The 22123-nt window shown below is 46.0% G+C and carries 13 protein-coding genes and 1 tRNA gene; 3 read left to right on the top strand and 11 right to left on the bottom strand.

Annotation, left to right across the window (positions count from 1 at the left end):
• Nucleotides 1-68 precede the first annotated feature (68 nt).
• Together A3860_RS28580 and A3860_RS28570 are read right to left on the bottom strand one after the other, a co-directional pair.
• Nucleotides 69-8441 (bottom strand): SpvB/TcaC N-terminal domain-containing protein, encoded by an 8373-nt coding sequence (locus tag A3860_RS28580; RefSeq protein WP_081153137.1) that lies wholly within the window; start codon nt 8439-8441, stop codon nt 69-71.
• Between the two features lie 1098 nt (nt 8442-9539).
• Entirely contained in the window at nt 9540-10310 is a 771-nt protein-coding gene (locus tag A3860_RS28570; protein ID WP_216823525.1) for an HAD-IC family P-type ATPase, read from the bottom strand.
• A gap of 188 nt (nt 10311-10498) precedes the next feature.
• Here A3860_RS28570 and A3860_RS28565 point away from each other — a divergent pair, with 188 nt between their 5' ends.
• Nucleotides 10499-10852, top strand: coding sequence for a hypothetical protein (locus tag A3860_RS28565; RefSeq protein ID WP_081153129.1), 354 nt, complete (start codon nt 10499-10501; stop codon nt 10850-10852).
• A 24-nt stretch (nt 10853-10876) separates the two neighbouring features.
• Here the strand turns inward: A3860_RS28565 and A3860_RS28560 are convergent, their stop codons facing one another.
• The 8 genes from A3860_RS28560 to A3860_RS28525 form a co-directional block, all read right to left on the bottom strand.
• Nucleotides 10877-12019 (bottom strand): DEAD/DEAH box helicase, encoded by a 1143-nt coding sequence (locus tag A3860_RS28560; RefSeq protein ID WP_081153126.1) that lies wholly within the window; start codon nt 12017-12019, stop codon nt 10877-10879.
• A gap of 88 nt (nt 12020-12107) precedes the next feature.
• Nucleotides 12108-12503: a YciI family protein gene (locus A3860_RS28555; RefSeq protein WP_081153123.1), complete on the bottom strand. Its 396-nt coding sequence runs from the start codon at nt 12501-12503 to the stop codon at nt 12108-12110.
• Nucleotides 12500-13168, bottom strand: a complete 669-nt coding sequence (locus A3860_RS28550; RefSeq protein ID WP_081153119.1) for a dihydrofolate reductase family protein — start codon at nt 13166-13168, stop codon at nt 12500-12502. The genes A3860_RS28555 and A3860_RS28550 overlap by 4 nt, the downstream gene beginning before the upstream one ends.
• Before the next feature lie 105 nt (nt 13169-13273).
• The gene (locus tag A3860_RS28545) at nt 13274-14524 is read right to left on the bottom strand and encodes an RNA polymerase sigma factor (RefSeq protein WP_143774303.1); all 1251 of its coding nucleotides are present in this window, start codon (nt 14522-14524) and stop codon (nt 13274-13276) included.
• 144 nt (nt 14525-14668) lie between these two features.
• A complete protein-coding gene (locus A3860_RS28540; RefSeq protein ID WP_081153117.1) occupies nt 14669-15091 on the bottom strand; it encodes a hypothetical protein in 423 nt (140 codons plus the stop codon).
• A 225-nt stretch (nt 15092-15316) separates the two neighbouring features.
• Entirely contained in the window at nt 15317-15778 is a 462-nt protein-coding gene (locus A3860_RS28535; protein WP_081153114.1) for a DUF6896 domain-containing protein, read from the bottom strand.
• Nucleotides 15779-15919: 141 nt separating this feature from the next.
• Nucleotides 15920-16807, bottom strand: a complete 888-nt coding sequence (locus tag A3860_RS28530) for a WD40 repeat domain-containing protein (protein ID WP_081153111.1) — start codon at nt 16805-16807, stop codon at nt 15920-15922.
• A 145-nt stretch (nt 16808-16952) separates the two neighbouring features.
• Entirely contained in the window at nt 16953-17498 is a 546-nt protein-coding gene (locus A3860_RS28525; RefSeq protein WP_081153109.1) for a hypothetical protein, read from the bottom strand.
• Between the two features lie 472 nt (nt 17499-17970).
• Between A3860_RS28525 and A3860_RS28520 the strand changes: the two genes are divergently transcribed.
• Nucleotides 17971-18210: a choice-of-anchor Q domain-containing protein gene (locus A3860_RS28520; protein WP_081153106.1), complete on the top strand. Its 240-nt coding sequence runs from the start codon at nt 17971-17973 to the stop codon at nt 18208-18210.
• 187 nt (nt 18211-18397) lie between these two features.
• A complete protein-coding gene (locus tag A3860_RS28515) occupies nt 18398-21175 on the top strand; it encodes a hypothetical protein (protein WP_081153104.1) in 2778 nt (925 codons plus the stop codon).
• Nucleotides 21176-21566: 391 nt separating this feature from the next.
• Here the strand turns inward: A3860_RS28515 and A3860_RS28510 are convergent.
• Nucleotides 21567-21640 (bottom strand) — tRNA-Arg (locus A3860_RS28510).
• Nucleotides 21641-22123 lie beyond the last annotated feature (483 nt).

The following is a 22123-nucleotide window of genomic DNA, read 5'->3' as shown; positions in this document are numbered from 1 at the left end:
GGTTTTTTTAAGAAATCAATATGATGATATGATCAACAGGGATTATTCCTGTTAACCGATAGATGTGGTTAATTTCTCTTTTGACCTCTTGGTCTTACCGGTACCGGGTTATCGGGGTTGGCGGCATTCCAGGCCCTTCGCAGATCGGCCAGTGCTCTTTCAATCGAACTCCATGATCTGTTGCCTGCTGCTGTTTGAGGCGTAACCTGCACTACTGTTCCTTCGGGCGAAAGCACATGCGCTTGTCCTTCTACGTGCCCAACCTGCACCTGGCGGCCGGTAGCGTTGGGAATTGGCGGACCATCCACCGTACCATACCTCGTTGCCCAGTCCTGGAAACGCTGTCGCAATGTATCCGTAATACCGTCAGACGTTTCACCGGTAGTGACCCTCGATCTTAAAAGCCCTCCTACCCATGCATCGAACAATCTTTCCCCAGTGGGACCTACGGGTAGATTTCTGGGGTTAGCGGGCAATGGCAGTGCCAGTACCTGTGGGGGAACCGTGTTTGCAGCAGCAGTTGCACCAGTTGCCGGTACTGCCGGCGTTGCTGGTGTAGCGGCAGTTGCCGGTGCTGCAGCCGGTACAGATGCCGCAGGTACCGGCGCCGAACCAGTAGCAGCCGGGGTACCTGCAGTAGTTGGTGGTGAAGCCGCTGCAGGCGGTGCACTGGTTTCGGGCGAAGCGCCTGATTCACCTGACCGGCCTCCCCTTCCACGCCCACCCATAACCGTTCCTACAGAACCCGAGATGCCTGCATTCAGCAGCCCTGCCCGTAGTATTCCTTCTCCATTGAGGTGATCTTCAAAAATTCCCTGCCGTATTGTTTCAATGCCGCTTCCCTCAACAGCGCCTGCCCCTGCATTTACCAGGGCACGGGTAACAAGTGATGACTCCATACGTGTAGCCGCACCTGCTAAAAGGGATTGTGTTGCGGTGGCTGTTCCGTTAGTTACGGCGCCCTGTGCGGCGGCGGCATATCCACCCAACCCTGCGGTGAAGCCACCGGTTACCATACCTACCACACCCGAAAAAAGCGTTTGTCTTAAACTGTAATCACGCAGCGTTAGCCGGTCACTTACTGCAATGGTTAGTAATTGTGAAGTTGCATCTGAAGCTAATCCCGAAGCCAGTCCGGCCACAGCCCCTGCAATCACCAATTGTGTGATGCTGGCCGTAGCTGCAGTAACACCCATAAAAGCGAGTGCAGCTCCCATGGTTAACACGGTAATGGCAATGGCTACTGCAATAGCGGCTACTACGATCAAAGCCGTTTGCCACCAGGCCATTTCTTCCCGTGGGGCAGCATCTGAAGTTCCGCCCGCTGAGCCATCTACACTGCCATTTGGATTTGGAGGCCCGGCCGCCAATTCGCTGTTAACATCACCCGTGCGTGCGCCATCCAATGGAACGCCGGCATCTCCGGAAGATGATGAAGGTGGAGGTGGAGGTGCACTTCGCACAGGTTCTGTACCTTCACCTGTACTAACGGGGCGGGCAAGCGCAGCCGCACTATCCCTTACAACACGTGGCGTTGTTCCGGTACCGGCACCAGTTCCACTACCACTAACAGTTCCTGTTCCGGTACCTGTGCCAGTACCAGATCCGCTTCCGATCCCGGAACCAGTTCCACTTCCGGCAACAGCACCTGTGCCACTTCCTGTTCCGCTTCCTGAACCATGACCTGCTTCATCGCCGCCGGTTCCTTCTGTACCGTGGGTTCCTTCTTCTCCACCGGCACCATTTACAGCATCTTCAGTTCTACCGGGATCACTCCCTCCTGCTGTACTTCCATCTGATGTGCTTCCTTCATCGGGTGTTCTCATCATCCTTTCTGCATCCGTATCCAAAGCTTCCCAAAACCGCCGCATTTCACCCGGGTTATGGATATGATAGTCACGCCCGCCAAATGAAATAACAGTTGAAGGCCTGCTGCCACCGTGTGCGATCAAATTCTGTAAAAACGCATGCTCTTCTGTCCGGTCGTGAAAGACCTGACTCCCTCCTGGAAACGTCCACCTCCTGGAAAAAGTTCCCCGAGATGCAGTGTCGCTGTCTGCTCCACCTCCTGTACCCCTGGTTTGCAACCCATCCTCATCATGTTTATTCACCGGGTCATTATGCACAAACAGGTATACATTCACACCGTCTTTGGCGCCAACCGGGTCGGGGTTCATCCAGCGGCATAACCAGGAGGCATAGTAGCGAAAACCATAGTAATATAATTGCGTGGCATCGTCGCGCTCCTTTCCCGAATAGCGGTAATCCTTTATCTCCACATCACGCAACGCGTTGCCATATATAAAAGCCGATTCACCAAAAGCAAAGTATTCTTCATAGTTGATGATCTCTCCCTGCGCATCTAATTCGTACCTTGAAGAACCGGTGGCAGCAGACAACAACTGGTAATGGATTTTTTTCACAGATATATCATCCGTTTCCCTGGCCCGAACATCGGTTGTCCATCGATGCAGGAGCGCCACCCGCCCGCTTCCATCACTGATGTCGGAAGTGATCCGTTCCAGCAACAGGGTGTCGCCATGACGGATGCGTTTTATTTCACAACCATCGAGGTAGATCTTTTCGGTGATCTCCATTACCCCGTTATTGAGCTTTTGCCATACTTTCCGAACGCGACGGCCATCGCCACTGTATACATAATATTCCGCATCATCCCCGCTATCGCGTGCTATGATAACCGCCTTTGCCAACTGGTTGCGATAATTCCAGTGCACACTGTTTACATTCGACAGGTAAACCAGGTTTCCATTCTCATCAAAACGCGACTCAGAGTCTGTAACCGGGTTGCCGTTCAGATCATCGCGCTCTATACTGCGATTACTGGTTCCTGCCACCCAAAAGTCCCTCCGCCATCTGAATATTTCACCCGGCGTTGTGCCACTATTGTGCACAAGCGAAAGCATGTTGCCATTGAGGTCGTAGCTATACCGGCGCGTGTACGATTGAAGGAGGGCCATATTATCGGCGCTGATATGACGCGTTCCTTTGGCAAAGCCTGCCGCCACATCATCATCATGCGCATAGTCTGTTCGCTGTAACGACTGGTGTGTACGGCCTTCTTCCACTATCAACTGGTAAAATGCATCATAAGTATATTGGTTGATCCTGGGTTGATCAAACAGTAAAGTGCCATTGGGTTGTGCGGCATCTATGAGAAAAGTGCAATGTCCGGCTGCATCGTAAGTGTAACTGATATTATGATATTGTTTAGCCGGAAGCGCAGCAGTTGCTGGGCGGAAGCAATTTTTTCTTTTTAAGCGATAATTGTATTTATCATAATCATATCGCTGTATAACATTGTTACCCAGGGTAACCTGCCGCACCTGGCCACGGGCATTGTAACTGGTTTGCTGAACAACCGGTACATCTATCCATGTGCCATCTGTTGTTGAAAGCTGCACGGTATTTATCGAACCGCCCGGCCAATAGGTGTAGCGGCGGGTGGTATCGTCGGGGAAGTGATGTTCTTTTATTCTTCCCAATGCATTGTAAGTAACTTTTGTTACAAAGGGATCTCCTTCCATCCAGGTTACTCCTCCGGTGTGCGTCCAATCGGGAATACCAGTATAACCGGCTAATAAACGGCAGTCTTTCTCCAATACATTTCCCAACAGGTCGTAGTGGTGAATACTCGTCAATCCGCTCTGATCATAAGCGGCCGCCATACGCCCAAGCAGGTTCCTTAAAACAGCATCGGTAATGCTACTGTCTTCGCCGTATGTAAACCGTTCGGTAATGTGGTTCATGGATAAGGCCCCATCTACCCGTTTCAGCACAGGTCTATTCCATGAATCATATTCAACCTGTTCATGTACGCCGCGTGCATCCCACAAATGAATGGGTTGATCCAGCGCATCGATGAATTGCCATTTCGAACCTGCATCAACTCCCTGTTCGTGAAATAACCGGCCCTGCATGTCGCGCACATACGTAAAACATTCCAGTCCCCTCGCATCAAACATGCTTTTTACCTGGCCTGCCTCATCAAATGCAACGCGACTGGTTCTTATGCGCCCGGTTTCATCGCTTTCTTCTATAAAGAACGTTCTGCCCATTCCGTCGACATGCGAAATAACCGGCGTATTGTTATGCGCCTGCGATTTTTCCAATGCTGTTCTTTCGGGAGTACCGGAACCGTAGGCTGTTTGGATCTGCAGTTCATATAAGCTTCCCACTACGGCATCGTTGGCATCATATTGCCTGGATGTCCATGTTGTTATTTCGGTGTGGTTACTGGTGCCATCGGCAAACAGTATTCTTTTCTGCCTGTTCAATGCATCGTATTCATGCAATGCCGATTCACCAAAGGTGTCGAGTATTTCATCATCTTCAAACCTAACTTCCGGTGAATAATAAGGTTCGAACCGACGCACCGGTTGTTGTTTGTTGTTGAACACGGTATGCGCTGAAACAATCCACCGCGGTACATCTGAAGTATGCAACACGGGTTCACCACCGGCATCAACCACTACCGATCCATTATGATATTGAATGGTATCCTCCCCTGCCCCTGCCCCTGCCAGTATTTTTGTTTGAATAGTTCTGCCAAACCCATCTGTATAATTCACCTGCACCTCGCACATACTTGCGGGTTGTTCAATGCCGGTTCCATCGTATACCCAATCTTCCCGGGCTATCTTTATGCTGCGCAATGGCTGGCGATGCAGCTGCCACGTATCCAATTCATAATAAAAATATGTAGCACATTGTTGAACGTATGCTGCAGCATCAGCAATAATATGTTCAAAATCCTGTACAGCCGGTGGTACATGATCGGCCAGCGCTTTATGTCCTACCGGATTTAGAGTGCCACTCCCCGACAATACAGATCCAAATATGGTTGATAATACAATTACACCCAACGGATCGTATTGCACCTGCGCTACGTTTTGATTGGGATTTTCTATTTGCCAGGGTGCGCAAATATGATAGTCAATTTCAGCCTTAGTGGTGTTACGTGCAAGTCCTGTTCCTTCGTCATCCACCAACACCTGTGTTATTTGTTTCAGCACTAACTGGTACGGATCGAATATGTATTCTACCCTGCTCAAATTGGCGGCAATATCCATTACCGGTAAAAAGAAACGCGACGCCCCGCCAAATACAACAACCCCTCCCCGCTGCCACCACAGGTTATCGTGGTATATATAATGCGCATGATCAGGCAATGCAGGATCGTTTTTTTCTCCCAACACATTTTCCAAAAAAGAATCAGAAAAACAAGCCGTTTCCTGGTGGTGCAACAATACTTTGTCGCCGGCCTGCCCCCATAGCAATACCGCCGAACGGTCGCTGTTCCAGTAATAGTTTTTTGTCCATTGTAACAGCTTCGCCTGTTGTCCGCCGGTGTAGGCGCCATCAAATGAAACGGGCGATGCAATAGCAGCGTTTACCAGGTTCTTTATAAGCGAATATTCATACAGGGTGCCTGTAAAGGGCCTGTCATTATCTTTTATATCAAATGTCTTTCGTTCCCATTCAATACCCACTTCATAATGATCAGGCAGATCAATATGACCTGCCGCTACAACAACCGCCTTTATATGATATACCCGTTGTTCGGGCAATGCATCAGGCGTCAGGCGCGGATAGCTGATGGCAACCTGTTTGGCGGGCATGCCATATGCGTCGTGATCAAGATTCAATTGATGGGCAATGCGCGGATCACCGGCTTCTTCTTCAAAAATAATTTCCAGGCTTTCTTTGGGAAAAAGAGCAAAACCGGCATCCTGCTTTTTTGCTGCGGGTTGCGTTCGCCTGATGAGGTAATTGGCGTGTGTGATCTTAAACGGATGCGCATGCAGGTTGCCATCCCTGTTCACGCTGTAGGTTTCGCTGCGTATTACCTGTCCTGCAACACTGCGTATTGCCTGAAAGAATTCCTGCGGTCCCAGCTCATCGGCCTGCTCCAGTAAAAAGTCGCTGAGTTGTATACTGAAATGATCGTTCGTGTAATAACTTTTACTTCTTGCTTTTTGCCATCCCGGGGCGCCGTTGTGAAACCAGGTGCGCACACATACCGGATCGGTGAACTCTGTTGTGGGTATGCCCGAAGTGCCTAAGTAAACATCCGAATCATATTGATCAACGAGGTTAAATCCCCTGAAGGCTCTTTCTTCACCATCATAAAAACCATCGTGATATGCATAATGTTGTTTGAACCGGGTATTACCCACCTGGTCGATCTTTTCCACTGCATCTACCACCACATGATGAAAAGGAAGCTTCGTTATCCAGGGCTTATTGACGGTTTTGTCGCGCAAATAATGTTGGGCGGAATAACCGTACGTAAAACGGGTTTCGAGCCCCATATTGTTATCCACCTGTTCTATCAACCGCGGTTTTACACCGTTGGTTAGTTGCAAGTACTGAATGGGCGCCTGTGCATGAATAGATAAACCCGACGACCATACGAAACAGGGCGTGCCATTACCGAGGAAGTCGATGATCTGTACAGATGATATGTTATCGATGTAAGGAAGCCCTTTTATCGTTTTTCCCTCTGTAAACCGGTTCCCGCAGGCATTGATCCAATAGGTAATTTCTCCCCTGCCAATGTAGAGCAGATCAGAAGTACCACTGCCATCGAGATCAACGAAACGTATACGACTGCTGTCGAGCTCGGCATTGTAATCAAGCTGCGGTGCATTCTCCATTACAATACCGGTTCCGAATTTTCCATTACCAAGGTTGGGCCAGTATTCTATACGGCCATTGGTTACCCTTACCTGGTCGGCTAATCCCGAACCACTCATATCGGCAAAGAAAAAATCAAGTGCGGGGTTGGCGCCAATCACAGGTGTAAAGCCCGATTCGCCCGATACCGGTTTGGCCATCTGCACCGGTTCACCAAATCCTTCCTTGCCTTTGGAAGGATACCAGGTGATGCGATCCTGTTCAATGGTTACTATATCTGCCCGGCCGTCACCCGTTAAGTCTATGAGCTGGGTATTTAAATCAAAGCTATTAACATGCGGCGCTAAACGAAATGACGTAAATCCATCCCATGTTCCTTTATCACGGTTGTATTCATAGAAGCCGCTTTCTTTTCCCTGGAAAACAACAAGGTTCAAATTGCCATCCGAATCAAAGTCGCTCAATGCATAACTCCCTGGCAATATGCTGGGTTTCTCCCCTAGTTTTTGCTGTATACCCAAATTCCCGCCACCCAGGTTCGGTTTGTAATACCAGGCTTCGTGCAACTCATATAATATGCCCGGCAATCCCTCTCCGTACAGATCGATCCATTTGTAGGAAAGGCCATTGAGCCCCATGGGAAAATTACTGTCTGTTTCTCCCGGCACCGGGTTGAAGCTGCTTTCCACACCGGGAGCAGTATAGGTAAATGAGGCCGGTGGCAGCGATTTAGATTGATAATTTTCGTTTTCCCTTCTATAGCCTGTATAACGGATAGTGGTAAGTGTTGTACCGGCTATATTGGGTGCATGATCAAAATGCAAACAACCGGTAAGCATTGGGCCTGCCCCCAGTTCACTGAAATGATGAAATTGCAGCATGTGGCGGCAAAGGCGATACGTGCGTTGTTCAAAACCGGCTATGTAAGCAGAAAAAGGATCCACACGTACAGGCCATCCTTCCGCAACAGTTTCATAAGAAGGTATGTCATTATCGATCCTGTGCTCGCCATAATCAAACACCAATTCAAACAACCATTGCTGCAACGGGGGAACCGGCTCACCAGGTGAACCCGGGATCGTATTGCCGTAACGGATGCGCTTTATATATTTTTGCGCATTGGCATTTGCCAGCAACCTGTTCCGCTCCACACTGCCTGAACCATCTACATTATCAAAATTGTCGGGTATATAGTCAAAGATGATGGCATTGCCGTTGCTGTCGTATTCGCCTTCGATCAACCATTGAAATATTTTGCCGGCATCCTGTGGATCGCTGATCCTGTTATCAGCGTGTACACCAAATACGCTTATCCTGTTGCTGGAACTGTGCACCCGCCAATGCACTTCACGCGTTGTTTTATGGATCCATTTTTCGAAGCGGGTAAAAGAAGAGTCTATAACAGAGCGGTAGTAATATATGTAGTACGTATCATTCTCTCCGGTTCGTGGTCTCCATTCTGCCCCTGATTGTACCAGCCAGGGAATTAATTCAAGGCCTCCAAATGAAAATTTATCGGTACCATCATATTTGGAATAACCGTCTTTAAGGCTTAATGTAACGGAGGGTATGCCCTGTACATTCCAACCCATGCCAAAAACCGAATTACCGCCACCCGAGCTGTACAGCAGGGATAATGAAGGCTGAAATCCATCGCGACCGGGGCTAATAGGTATACCTACCTGCACGGTAGCTGCGCCGGTTGGTACATTTACCTCTGTTTTGAGAGGTATTTTACAGTCTTCTGGTTTTATCTCATGAAAGGAAAGCTGGTTTGCTGCCATATGAAACTTATTTATGAGAATGCATTCGCACGCAGTCCATCTAACTTCATATGTCGATAACTAAAGATAAGGTAAAACAATTATTCCAGCCCGGCGTAGTTCTACGTTATTTCAACAGTAATATAGAAAAAATAAGAGCGCCACACTTTTTGGGCGTGGCGCTCTATTATTCTTGTTTGGCGGAGCGGGCAATTATAAATAAAGCTCCTCGAGAAGGTATTGGGAACCTAATTGATCAAGCGCTGCGGCTAATGCAAATGCTCCGCTACAACTTTTTCAGCCGGTACTGCATATTCTTCCTTGTACCGGGCATCGGAGTAAGCATGACTTAAAAGCAGGAAAAGTTCTTTTTCTTCTTTAGTGATGCGGGAAAAATAAGCAATGGAAATTTTGAGAAATTTTCAATAAGGGCCAGCAGCGTGGAAATATTATGGGTAGTGGAACGGTAGCCGGTAACTGCCCTGAGCAAAGCCATGCAGGTATGCTGCACCGTCTGATGCAGCATTAATAGGCAGACTTCATGCAACTGGTTGGAAAAACAAAAGCCGAACTATTAAAACACCGGGCTGCCTCAAATCCCTTATTCCAGTTGGTTTCTATCCTGCTTTTTATCAGGTTTGCATCACTTTTTTTGGCTGGGCTTGGATATAGGTATTGCTTATCGATCTATTGACAAATAAACTACATACCTATGTTATTTATGAACATCATAATTAGACAGGATTTCCTAAAAGCATCAAAAGAATACACCAGTGTTCGACACCTTTAAAATACAATGGATTTCTCGAACACAGAAGAAGCCTTCAAAACCAATGATTTGAAGGCTTCTGTTTTTGTAAGTGATCCGGATTGGAATTTCTTCAAACCAATTGAGGGAGGAATTAAAGAAATTATATAAACTTAAGCTGGTGATTTTTACGTAATTGAGCAGTTGACACAACACAATGGTTGTTTAACCGACCCCGGTTTTTTCTTAAATAGAGTGATATATCGTATTGCTTTTTCCTGTGGTATAATCATAAAGGCCTATTATTTCTCTATCCGCTCCCGAAATAGTATTTGTGAAAGAATGTATAATACCAGTAATGTAATTGATAGCTATTTCAGGATGTTGGAGGCGCCGGCCATACTAAACATGTTGCCAAAGTTGGCGCTGGTGGCCATGAAAATGTATTTCATGGTATTGGCAAAAGTATAGCGCCCTTCTTTAATGCCACTGATCAATACATTCAGGTCATGGTCCATTAAGATAATATCCGCAGCTTCTTTGGCTACTTCCACGGCCGAATCCACAGAGATCCCTACATCGGCGGCGTGCAGGGCAGCCGCATCATTAATACCATCCCCCCAAAAGCCTACAACATGTCCTGCTTTTTTCAGGATAGCAACGATCCGTTCTTTCTGTTTAGGTTCTACTGCTGCAAATACATCGGTAAGGGGCACGCGGTTCAACAAAGCTTCATTGCTCATTTGGCTTAGATTGCTACCCGTGAGCAATACGGGATTTTCATAGCCCATCTGCTTCATCAGGCTGGCCGCTACCAGTTGGTTATCGCCCGTAATGATCTTGAGTGCAACACCCCGGTCTTTTAAATGCCGGATAGTGTCTGCGATTTCTTTTTTAAGAGGATCATACAAGGTGATGATGCCAAGGAAGATCATAGCGGTTTCTTCCTCCCGCGTAATATCCTTACCATCGGTTATTGCTTTATAAGCAAGGCCCAATACCCGGAAACCTTTGGCTGATTCTCTCTCGTAAAGACCAGTGATCGTAACTTTTACCTTTTCTATCGACTCAACGTTGCCATCGGCATATTGTACCCGGTCGCATACTTCCAGGATATCCAGGAAAGCTCCTTTGATGATCACGACGTTCTCTTTGCTGTTGTATACCTGGGTGGATAACCTCTTGCGAATAAAATCATACGGTATCTCCGATTGCAGCAGGTATTCAGCCTGATTTGAAAGTAGACGTTTAATACAGTTTTTTACTCCAACTGTCTGCCCTCCGTCAGGGGTATAGAAGGACCAATATTTTTTCTTTTCTTTGCATTATCATGGAAATAATAGCAATTCTGGAAACGCATATACATCATTTTTTGCACAATTTAAAAACCGAAGGCAAAGGTGAGCGTGAAGCAGCCCTTATTATCGTTAAGTTTATCAGGGAAGGAAAGATAACAGCGGAGGAAGACCATATATTGAAGACACAGGTCATGGACTCATTAAAAATTTTGGGGATTGGTGTACCCTTTGTCCTGATACCTGGCGCCTCGGTCCTTATGCCTATACTTATCAAAGTAGCCAGTAAACACCATATTGAGTTAATGCCATCGGCCTTTATTACGCAAGCAGAAACAAATCTCCCGGACGTTAATCTACAACATCCAGATCATCACCAGGGGCAGTAATAGTCAGCATGCCAGACGTAATTATTAAAAGCCCTGCAGATTAATATCGTCACTTTCCAGGATCTCTACTTTTTTCCCCATCTTTTTCTGGATGATGCCAAAATGATGCTGGTCTTCAGGACATATCAGCGAAACAGCCCTGCCCGAAATCCCTGCCCTGCCGGTACGGCCGATGCGGTGAATATAATCTTTGGGAGAACGTGGCAGCTCGTAGTTAATGACTATGGGCAATTGCTGAATATCAATACCCCGCGAAGCAAGATCAGACGCTACCAGTACCCGCAGCTTGCCTGCTTTAAAACGTTGCAGCTTTTCAAGACGGGCAGTCTGGCTCAAGTGTCCGTGCAAAGAAGCTGCCTGTATCCCATTTTTGATAAGTTTGCCGGTAAGGTTATCTGCCGTTCTTACGGCAGAGGTAAACACCAGCACTTGCTGCATACCTTCATTCTTGATCAGGTAACGTAAAAGCGGCCCCTTACGTGCTTCGGTTACATGATAGGCAAGTTGTTCAATCAGTTCAATGCGCTGCTCTTCTTCTACCACTTCAATCGTTACCGGCTGGTGCAGCAGGTGACGCTGCATCTCTTTAATATCTTCACTGGCAGTGGCAGAGAACAACAGGTTCTGGCGTTTGGCCGGTAGCAGCTGAAATACTTTATCCATCTCCTCTTTAAAGCCCAGGTTCAGCATTTTATCGGCTTCATCCAGCACCAGTAAATCTACTTGTGCCAAGTGCACGGCTTTATGGTCTATCAGATCAATCAATCGGCCCGGTGTAGCTATTAATATTTCGATGCCATGCAAGGCCATCATTTGCGGGTTGATGGAAACACCACCATACACCGCCATTGTTTTTATGTTATTCGGCAGGTGAGCGCAGAAGGTTTTACAAACATCATTTACCTGTATAGCCAGCTCACGTGTGGGCACTATTACCAGTACCCGCACGTGCCTGTCTTTCTTTTCTACCCGGCGCTGGCACAATTCCAGTATAGGCAATACATAACCGGCAGTTTTGCCAGAGCCGGTTTTAGATATGCCGAGTATATCCTTTCCCTGTAAGATAGCAGGAATAGCCTGCTGCTGCACAGGCGTAGGCTGTATAAATGACTGCTCGCCTATTGCCTTTAATAAAGGTGCAGATAAACCCAATGCGGAAAATGCCATCTTCTTTTTGCGCAAAGCTATAGTAAATACCGCGTTTTATGGCTTGTAAAGCAACAACTCCAAAATGAAAGCAAGGTCTTCACTAAAGTCATTCTCTTCGCCGTTTGCTATCTTCGATAAAGCCCGTCAGGTCGAATGCCGGGCGGATTTCCCAACTATTGCCGCCGCGCCCCAGCCGGAGAGACGGATGCTTAGACAGCAGGCGGATGGCATGATTCAGATCGGTAGCTTCAAGGATCATGATCCCGCCGATTTGCTCTTTGGATTCGGCGAAAGGACCGTCGGTTACGGAAACCTTGCCGCCGCGCCATCTCAATGTGGCGGCATTTCGGGCTTCCTGCAGACCCTCTCCGCCTGCATAGTGACCATTCTGCCGAAGCTCATCATCGTAGCCAAAACAGTCGTCCATAAAGGTTTGCCGTTCGCTTTCGGAAAGTGTTTCCCAAACTTCTTCATTCATGTATCCAAGACAAATGTATTTCATAATGATTTTTTATTGTGTTGAAGAATGACATGTGTGACCTTCTCCGATGCCTCGAATCGGACACATTCGTAACCCAATTTACGCAAGTCAACATTATCGAATAGTCTTTCACCTCCACCTAATATCGTCGGTGTGATGGCAATATGTAGCTCATCGATCAGTCCTTCGCGGAGGTACTGTTGTATGATGTTCGCCCCGCCTCCAATTCGGATATCCTTTCCATTGGCAGCTTCCCGGGCCTTGGCAAGCGCATCATGAATGCCTTCGGTAATAAAGTAAAAAGTCGTTCCCCCCTCCATCTTCAAAGGAGGTCTTGCGTAGTGTGTTAGCACATAAACCGGAACGTGATAAGGAGGATTGTTTCCCCACCAACCCTTCCAGTTCATATCTGGCCAGGGGCCCCGAACTGGCCCGAACATGTTCCTGCCAATAATCCAGGCACCGAGATTTTCTGATCCACGCTTCAGAAAATCGTTATCGATCCCTTCTGTGCCGCCTTCCTGTCCAACAATCTGACTCCACCAGCGGGTGGAAAATACCCATTCATGAACGGCTTTACCATCTATGCCCATCGGATTGTCAAGGCTTTGATCCGTGGCCGCCCCGTAGCCGTCAAGTGAGATCGAGAAACTAGCAACCCGGACCTTCGTCTTTTTTTCAGTCATGACCCATAATTGTTTTTTGTGATGTAATGTTTGTTTTCATTAGGTAGTCGAATGGCCAATGACAAAATCGACAAACAGTTTGAAATTTTTTTGCACCTTCTGGAATTACGATCCCAATTCGCCAAGCTTTCGTTGGATAAACCGCCGTTCCGGGTCTTGTTGTGCCAGGGCGAGGGCACGTTCCCATGATGCCCTTGCTTGGTTTGTACGGCCCAATTTCCGATAAAGTTCCGCCCGCGCGGAGTGTGCCAAATGATAGTCGCTTAGGTCCCCACGCTCCAGGATCGCATCTATCTGCTGCAAACCAGCTTCAGGCCCCTTGTGCATGGCAATGGCGATGGCACGGTTTAATTCAATAATTGGAGAGGGATTTATGTTCAGCAGCCGGCTATATAGCCTGGTAATCTGGGCCCAGTCCGTAGCTTCGGGACGTACGGCTTCAGCGTGTAGGGCCGCGATGGCGGCCTGTAGCGTGTAGGGGCCTGGCGGTTTGGATAAAAATGCCCGTTCTACCAGCGTCAATCCCTCCTCAATCATATCGCGATCCCAACGCGATCGATCCTGATCTTCCAATAGAATAATATTTCCTTTTGATGAAGTGCGGGCCGGTCGGCGGGATTCGTGCAGCAGCATGAGGCCAAGCAATCCTGTAACCTCAGAATCAGGTAGCAAAACGTGCAACAGACGCCCAAGCCGGATAGCTTCGCTTGAAAGGTCAACACGGGTTACCGATTCGCCAGATGAAGCATAATAGCCTTCGTTGAATACCAGGTAGATCACCTGGAGTACAGCTCCGAGCCGGTCTGGCAATTCATGTTCCATCGGCACTTCAAACGGTATTTTTGCCTCACGAATTTTGGCCTTGGCGCGGACTATTCGTTGGGCCATAGTAGAGGGGGTAACAAGAAATGCGCTTGCGATCGCTTCGGTGGTCAGATCGCAAACCTCACGCATGGTCATGGCCGTGCGAGCATCAAGCGACAACGCAGGGTGACAGCAGGTGAAGATCAGCCGGAGCATATCATCTTCTATCGCTTTGTCAATTAGCCTGGAAGCATCGGGGGGCGTAGCTTCCGTTTGCCAGATCTGCTGCTGCTCCAACGAGTCGAATCTTGATTCGCGCCGGATGCGATCGATTGCTTTAAACCGGCCGGTGGAAACAAGCCACGCCAGCGGATTCGAAGGAATGCCCTTTTCACCCCATTGTTCAAGTGCGGCCTTAAAAGCATCGTGCATGGCGTCTTCGGCAAGATCAAAGTCTTTAAGCAAACGTATCAGGGTGGCAAACACCAAGCGCGACCTGGTACGATATATCTCGCCTACAAGTTGAGGAATATGTTCCGGAATATTGGGCATGGACGATTGTTCGACTCTTATAAAGGTAATTAATATACACCTATTCAATCAATTGCATTCCAGGCATGTCAGCGCAAACACCTGATCGCTCTCGTGATGCTATACTTTCGGAGCACATCGATCAAAGAAAAAGCCCCTAAATTATTAGAGGCTTTTGTAAATCTTAGGGTTAAAATGTCCGGAAAAGTGTCCGCGCCTGCGAGCAAGCTCGCGCCGCTGCCCTACGCAAAAACCTCCTAACTCATTATAAGAAACAAGGTTGGTGATTTGACCAAAACAAAATTTTGCCTGTTCAATTTCCGCTTCATTTTCGTAGCCATTGTAATATGCAGTTGGGCAGTCATAGAAGAGCCATAAACTCATGTTGAGGTGAAACTTTACTGGCTGATTTAAAACAACAATGTAAGTCTGTGCAACGCTGGGACTCATTTGTAGTGTATAGTCAACTTCTAAATTCTCTCGCCAGATACAACTTGTCGCAATGATGTTTGTTTGGTACTTTTCTTCATTTCTTTCAATTGGTCGGCAAAGCGAGCAATGCCGTATTTCAATTTCAGTTTCTTCCATGATATTCGATTGGCGGTGTATTGCTTACAACGGATAACGGCTTGGCGATGTGTCGGCGTTTGAAAATCGTCAGACTGACACCGCTGCTAAATTTATAACTAAAAGTTCATTATTTGTTCAATTGCTCGGCGTTATTCGTCGGCTGAAACTGAAGCCCAATAGCGAACTAAATGCTGAGAATATATTTGTCGCCCGCCATATTACCAATGTACTGTTGTACGCATACTATAACGCAAAAACATAACTACCCGATCCAATGCTTGGCTTTTTTGTCAAAGTCCCTTCTTCGGCTAATACTTCAAGTGCAGTGTAAACATTTAGATGATCGATAAACCAATTGGACAATTCTTTAAACCTGTCCGTTGTTTGCATATAATTAAAAAAGAAAAACCCATCTAAACAACCAAACTCAGGCTTTTCTGTGTATTTAACTTCGATTGCTTGTCCGGTTCTCAAATTATCAAAACGACAATGAGATCCATGAAGATAGAATGTCCAGTCTGGGTTAAGTATGCCCTTATTATTGTAATTTGTTTTATAAACTATAATTGGCCATGCGCCGCAATCACTTAAATTAAAATCGAATTTCTGTGAAAGTTGAAGCATTAATGTATTCGCATCTTCCCGAAATGCTTTAGCGCAAAAATAAATGCTCTCTTTATTTGCTATAATTTCTTGAGTTGTCATATGATTGCATACAACGGTTTCGGGCTTTGCGCTGGTAGGCTTTGAAACCGAAAACTGTCTGCCTGCACCAACTTTTACTAATTGCTCTAATGTCTCTATTTGCACTGTCTGCCCACTAACGCAAAACCTGTGTGTATGTGCTTATTCACTTTCAAAGTCAAACTGTCTTATTTGTTGCACAGTCGATGTTGAGTAAAGTTTTCCTTGACTTGTCAGCATAAGACTGCCTTGTTTTAGAAACTCAGCTTCTATTGGTTCACCAAGATTAACTTCTTTCTCAACTTTCCCTGTGTTAATGTCAACGTAACATAAAAACTTAGGGCTTCCTTTTTCATATTCCCAACGAATACCAAGTATTTTATTAAGTTCAACGGAGTATTCAATTTCAAGAAAGTTCCCAACCACTTTAGTTACCCATATATTTTCAAAGTTGTCCGTCGATATACTTTCTAATGGATTGCCCGAATATGCACAAACAATTTTATCTTTTGAAAATGCAGTGTCAAGAATTGCGAAAGTCGTTTTTGGCTTATTCTTTACTGTCTTGCCTTTTATTCTGTCTGCAAGTGAGTATGTCGTAGATTTTTCAAGCAAGTCAATATTGCCATAAGAGTTTTCGTAATAAAATTCTACGCCTTTTAAGTTGTCTACCGTTTCACCGTTATGAATGTTAAGAATATGAGTTCCCTGTCTTTCTAAGTTTACAAAAACTCGGTTGTCAAGTTTATTTAGGATTTTCACAGACCCACACTTTTTCAAATCCTTTCGTTGCCAAATCTTTTGTCCTGTGTCAATGTCAAAGGCAGTAATTGTGTTTGCTGAATAACCACCAATAACTAAATATTTTCCGTCCTCTGAAATAGATAAGCGATTACCGCCAAAGTCAAAGTCTGTAGAAAACTTGTTTACCAAGCCTAGTGTCAAGTCCCAGACTTGAACTTTACTGTCAAACTCAGCAACAGCAAATCTGTCGCCATTAACAGTCGCAGCAATTGTTCTAATTTTTTCGTATATTTTTGATGTCGTCATAGCATTACCGCTAACGGACAGGGCTTTCTGTAGCAGTGATATTCATAGTTCCGCAGCTCATTTCCTGTTCCGAAGCCGGGTAAAGATATATTATTGATTATCTATTCCGAAGCCACTGTTGCAGGAAACCAATGTTAGCTGATGTTTAATCATTTCCTATTAGTTGTAGAAAAAGTAGCTTCGTGGATTCTATTTCGAATATCAAATCAATGCCAACAATTCTATAAGAAGCTCCTACATCTTTTACAATTAATTCATATACATCAGTCTTATCAGTAATAAATTCACTTTTTAATATGCTTACAAAATATTCATTCGAAAACTTAACCCGATAGTTCAAGTCATCAACTAGGTTATTTTTACTATAGTCTAACTGTTTAGTCAACAGTTCATTCCCTTTATGAGGAATTCTCCTTGTCAAAGAGGCATTTAACTCAGATTTCAACTTAGTTTCCCAATCATCGTTCTTTCTTATTTCAATATTCCAATCATTTGGATATACTCCAAAAAGTTCATAAGCGTTATCTTGTACACACTTTTCAATATTACCTGCTGAGAAATTAAATGCAAATAATTTACCTCGATATCCAACCACTGAGTATGAATTCAAAAAGCCTAATGCCATTAAATAGCCATTAAGGAAATTCAGTTTAGTATTCAGAATTTGGTCTTTAAGTTCTTCGCTTAGCATTTTTGTAGTGATTTTTAAAAATCTCAGCTAACATTATATTTCCGCTATTATACACTACTTTTAGCGGGAAACAATATTTGCAAGTTATTATTTTTGAGCTGTTTAGCAAAAAAAACGCGGTTATCACCGGGTAGCGCAAATACAACTTAGGTTTGTGTTGTATGATGAAGAAGATTGGTACCTGGAATCAACCGAATTACATGCGAATAAAATTGGATAAATGATGATACATGGCAATGCGGTGTTTATTCGAAGATAATCTATTGAGCTGGTATGAAAAGGGCGGTAGTTTTTTAGGAAACGACTGGAAGAACGATATTAACCACCATGTCTTCGTTATTAATGTTAATATATTCATCCAGTAAAGGACTTTCAATTCCGAACTCTTTCACTATATACTCCATTTGAGGTTTATCAGGAAGTTCTCCTGATATGTCGGGCTTAATGTGAAAATAATGGCAACGACCTTTATTTGGATGGTCTACGAGATAATAACATATCCAACGTCCAACCCCAACAAGACGCGCATTCTTTTTTCCAGGACCCGCTTTTCACCAGCCTTACCACACCCGACCTGCATTTGAAAACAGGAAGCCCGGCTGTAGGTAAGGGCAATCCTGCCTGGATCACGGACGCTACAGAAAAAGATTACGATGGCAAGCCCAGGGTAGTGAATGGATTGATTGACATGGGCGCTTACGAGCAGCAATGATGATATAAGAATATTTCTAAATAAAATGAGATCCGATATTTTGCCGGAGCTTTTTTATATATAAAATCACGTCTATACAACATCCAAGTATTTTGATCTTCCTTTTATATTAGAAAAAATACCTTGCGCCCGCCCTGTATACCGTACAATAAAAATCCGATTTCCACACCCAGAAAAAAACAAAATAATGCGCCGTACCCTAAACCATGCAATCCTTTGCATGCTGTTGATCATTGTTACTATGCAAAAGGCAAAGGCGCAATGCCCTGCCGCCACACCCCTGACTATTAATTCAATCAACATTACTGAAAGCCGTTGCGCCGCCACGGGAAAAGCTACCGTATCGGTATCGGGTGGTTCCTCCCCTTATGTCTTCAGTATTATTGCGGGCCCTGCTTTATCGCTGCCGCAATCGTCGAATATTTTGCAATCGCTGGCGCCGGGCAGCTATACTGTACTGGTAACCGATAGTTGTAATACATCTGTTACCGGTAATTTTACAGTAACCGGTACGTACACAGTTCCCTCACTGGACGTTACCACGCAATCGCCCAGCTGTTCTTCGAGCAGCGATGGTTCTATAACCTTCTATGTTACCGATGGCCACGGACCGTTTATCGATTCGCTGGTGAGCCCTTCTCCTGTTATCGCGGGGCTATCTGCAGGCAACAATGTATTTACCAACCTCCCCGCCGGCGACTATACCTGCAAGGTGATAGATTCGTGCGGTAATTTTCAAACCAGGGTAGTAACGCTCAGCGCCGGCACCAGTAGTGTGGCTATAGGTGGCGCAGGTCTCCAATACCTTGGCTGTGATTCTTTTGCCTGTAATGTCAGAAGTTTTATAACCGGTTTCAAGCCCCCTTATACCGTTTCGTTGACAGGGCCCGATGGCACGGTTACTACGAATACGGTCAATACCCCTGACATTTTCGGCGATATTACAAGTCAGTTCACGCTTAAGTATCACCATATTCCGGGCGATAACAAAACCATGGCCGTAAGGGTCACCAATAATTGCGGCGTAACCGGTTCCGCTGTCATTGATCTTGATCTACAGGGGTTCGATATGGTTGCCAACTCCGCCGTTTTACCAGGTTGTGGCGGTCAATTCGCCTATACATTTGATCAATATAATGACAACAGCCAATTCCCTTCATCCAAGCATTGCAGCACCATTACCTATACATTGGTAAGCCCCACCGGCGCCATCCTGGCTACACAAACCAATAATTCAACGTTTTCAGGATTTCCACCCGCTGCGGGGTATAAAGTGATCAGGCAGGATTGCTGCCAGAAAGATTCCCTTCAGTTCGACTGGGCAGGCGGAGCTGCATTTCATATTACCAATGCCTTCCCGATGATATACGCCTCCTGCAAGGAAGGAACAACAGGTCTGCAAATGGATTTCAATTTCAACTCCAGGCAGGGGTACATCGTGGTGGCATCAGGTCCTTCTTCCATGACAACTGTCGATGGCACGGTGCATCCCCTGACCTATCCTGATACCATAAAAAATGTAACCTTCAACGGGGTGTTGCTGGACTATTTTACCGTAGGCACTTATAAAATAATCGCCATTACTACGTGCGGAGAGAAAGACAGTGTAATGGTTACTATAGGACCTGGTGATCTACGCCATTCCTCGTTCTCCGCTTCGCTGGTAAAAGGTTGTACGAACGCCAGTAAGATCCTGCTGTTTGCTTCAACCAATACATATTGGTCTTCTGCATTTCCCGATGGCACCATCACGGTCAATTCGATCTATAACAAAGGCGCTAATAGTTCCTCTTTCAGTGATGAGGTGACGAATCTTTCGCCCGGTACCTACTATGCCGCCTACCACTACAGTACTGCTTATAATCCAACCATCCTGAACGACATGAGCGGTTGGGGGTGTGATGTTGTTACCGATACCATCGTTGTCCCTGTGTATACACAGCCCTTGTTCAATCCGGCTGCTGCCGTTGCCCTTTGCGGGGCCACCCGGCAGGTAGCATTGCTGCCCGACAGCACACGCGGAATACTGCCGTTTCAATTCCAGATCATCAACGGACTCAATGCCACGCCGATGCAGTCGAGTCCCGTATTCACCGGCCTTCCATCAGGCACGTATACGTTCCTGATGGCCGACGCCTGCGCCAACAGTTATTCGCGCAGCATTACCATCGACACCCTGGTGGTACCAAATGTGGTCACCACCGGTAGTACCTGTATTGGAGGCGCCGCCGTGCTCAGCCTTCCTTCCAGCCCTTTCTTCAGCTACTCCTGGCAGCGGCCCGGCGGAAACATCAGCACCGGAAATACCCTTGTTCTGAACCCTGTTTCTATTTTGGATACCGGAAAATATATCATTTCAGTTACCAGCACCATTGGCGGCTGTACCAGCACCACCAGTAAAAGCCTTACGCTGAGCGTCTGTTCTACACTGGCAGAAACCCTGTTGCATTTCAGCGGTCACCGCAAAAGCGGTACTGTTCAACTGTACTGGCAAACAACCAATGAAGAGAACATGAGTTATTATCTCGTTGAACGAAGTACAGATGGCATTGTGTTTACGCCGGAACAACGGGTAACGGCTACAGAAAACTCCATGAATAATTATACAGCGACAGACATGCATGTGCCTTCAGGGACTGTTTACTACCGGCTACAAATGGTTGAAAACAGCGGCATGGTGCGCTATAGCCCCATTATTTTGTTCAATAACAATAATGAACAGCCATTCAATGTATATCCCAGTTTGATCACTGGCAATACACCGGTTACGGTTACCTGCCCGGTTACCAATCATACGTCCTACATAAGAATAATTGGCGTTGATGGCAGGGTATGGCGTACCATTCCCGTTGCAGCAGGCATAACCCAAACCCGTATCGACGTTACGAGCCTGGCAACAGGAAGCTACTTCATTGTTTTCACCGGCAATAACAATTTAGTATCTATATCTGTCTGGAAAGAATAACAGGAGAAACATCGAAACAGCCTATAAGCAGAAGGGACTACATTTGTATTACGAGATGGAGATAGATGTTATTAAGCCGACGAAGATGCTGTAAGTCCTCTTTGGAAAGGCAGGCATTCTCCGATAAACGCTTGTATCAGCGGATGGGCCATGCTTAACCGGCAGCCTGTGGTAATTGAAAACATCTATGCTGATAGCCGTATTCCGGCTGATTTATACAAACCAATATTTGTAAAAAGTCTTTGATAAATCCAGCGTGGCCACCAGATTGGATTCGAACCAGAAATCATTGAGAATAATCTGATTATACATAAATGCTTTAATACAGACCAGCGTATTACAACACAAAACCCGCTACCAGAGCGGGTTTTGTAATATTGAACCATTTTCGTGAACCGGATTGGATTCGAACCAATGACCTGCTGCTTAGAAGGCAGCTGCTCTATCCAACTGAGCTACCGGTCCAATATTTTTAAATAACGCTTTCGGAACCTATGACCTTCCCGACTTTAGTCGGGATGCTCTGTCCAGAGTCAGATCCAATATTTTTAATAACGCTTTCGGAACCTATGATCTTCCCGACTTTGGTCGGGATGCTCTATCCAACTGAGCTACCGGTCCAATATTTTTAAATAACGCTTTCGGAACCTATGACCTTCCCGACTTTAGTCGGGATGCTCTGTCCAGAGTCAGATCCAATATTTTTAATAACGCTTTCGGAACCTATGATCTTCCCGACTTTGGTCGGGATGCTCTATCCAACTGAGCTACCGGTCCAATATTTTTAAATAACGCTTTCGGAACCTATGACCTTCCCGACTTTAGTCGGGATGCTCTGTCCAGAGCTACAGATCCAATATTTTAATAACGCTTTCGGAACCTATGACCTTCCCGACCTTAGTCGGGATATGCTCTGTCCAGAGCTACCGGTCCAATATTTTTATTAAT

The organism is Niastella vici (assembly GCF_002077945.1).
Classification (GTDB): Bacteria; Bacteroidota; Bacteroidia; order Chitinophagales; family Chitinophagaceae; genus Niastella; species Niastella vici.
Note: the sequence above shows the minus strand (reverse complement) of the source record. Positions and strands in the feature narration are given on the sequence as shown.

Bases quoted from the DNA above. Each gene is read 5' to 3' on its own strand.
- A3860_RS28580 (WP_081153137.1), bottom strand. From the start codon at position 8,441: ATGGCAGCAAACCAGCTTTCCTTTCATGAGATAAAACCAGAAGACTGT.
- A3860_RS28565 (WP_081153129.1), top strand. From the start codon at position 10,499: ATGGAAATAATAGCAATTCTGGAAACGCATATACATCATTTTTTGCAC.
- A3860_RS28560 (WP_081153126.1), bottom strand. From the start codon at position 12,019: ATGGCATTTTCCGCATTGGGTTTATCTGCACCTTTATTAAAGGCAATA.
- A3860_RS28555 (WP_081153123.1), bottom strand. From the start codon at position 12,503: ATGAAATACATTTGTCTTGGATACATGAATGAAGAAGTTTGGGAAACA.
- A3860_RS28550 (WP_081153119.1), bottom strand. From the start codon at position 13,168: ATGACTGAAAAAAAGACGAAGGTCCGGGTTGCTAGTTTCTCGATCTCA.
- A3860_RS28545 (WP_143774303.1), bottom strand. From the start codon at position 14,524: ATGCCCAATATTCCGGAACATATTCCTCAACTTGTAGGCGAGATATAT.
- A3860_RS28540 (WP_081153117.1), bottom strand. From the start codon at position 15,091: ATGGAAGAAACTGAAATTGAAATACGGCATTGCTCGCTTTGCCGACCA.
- A3860_RS28535 (WP_081153114.1), bottom strand. From the start codon at position 15,778: ATGACAACTCAAGAAATTATAGCAAATAAAGAGAGCATTTATTTTTGC.
- A3860_RS28530 (WP_081153111.1), bottom strand. From the start codon at position 16,807: ATGACGACATCAAAAATATACGAAAAAATTAGAACAATTGCTGCGACT.
- A3860_RS28525 (WP_081153109.1), bottom strand. From the start codon at position 17,498: ATGCTAAGCGAAGAACTTAAAGACCAAATTCTGAATACTAAACTGAAT.
- A3860_RS28515 (WP_081153104.1), top strand. From the start codon at position 18,398: ATGCGCCGTACCCTAAACCATGCAATCCTTTGCATGCTGTTGATCATT.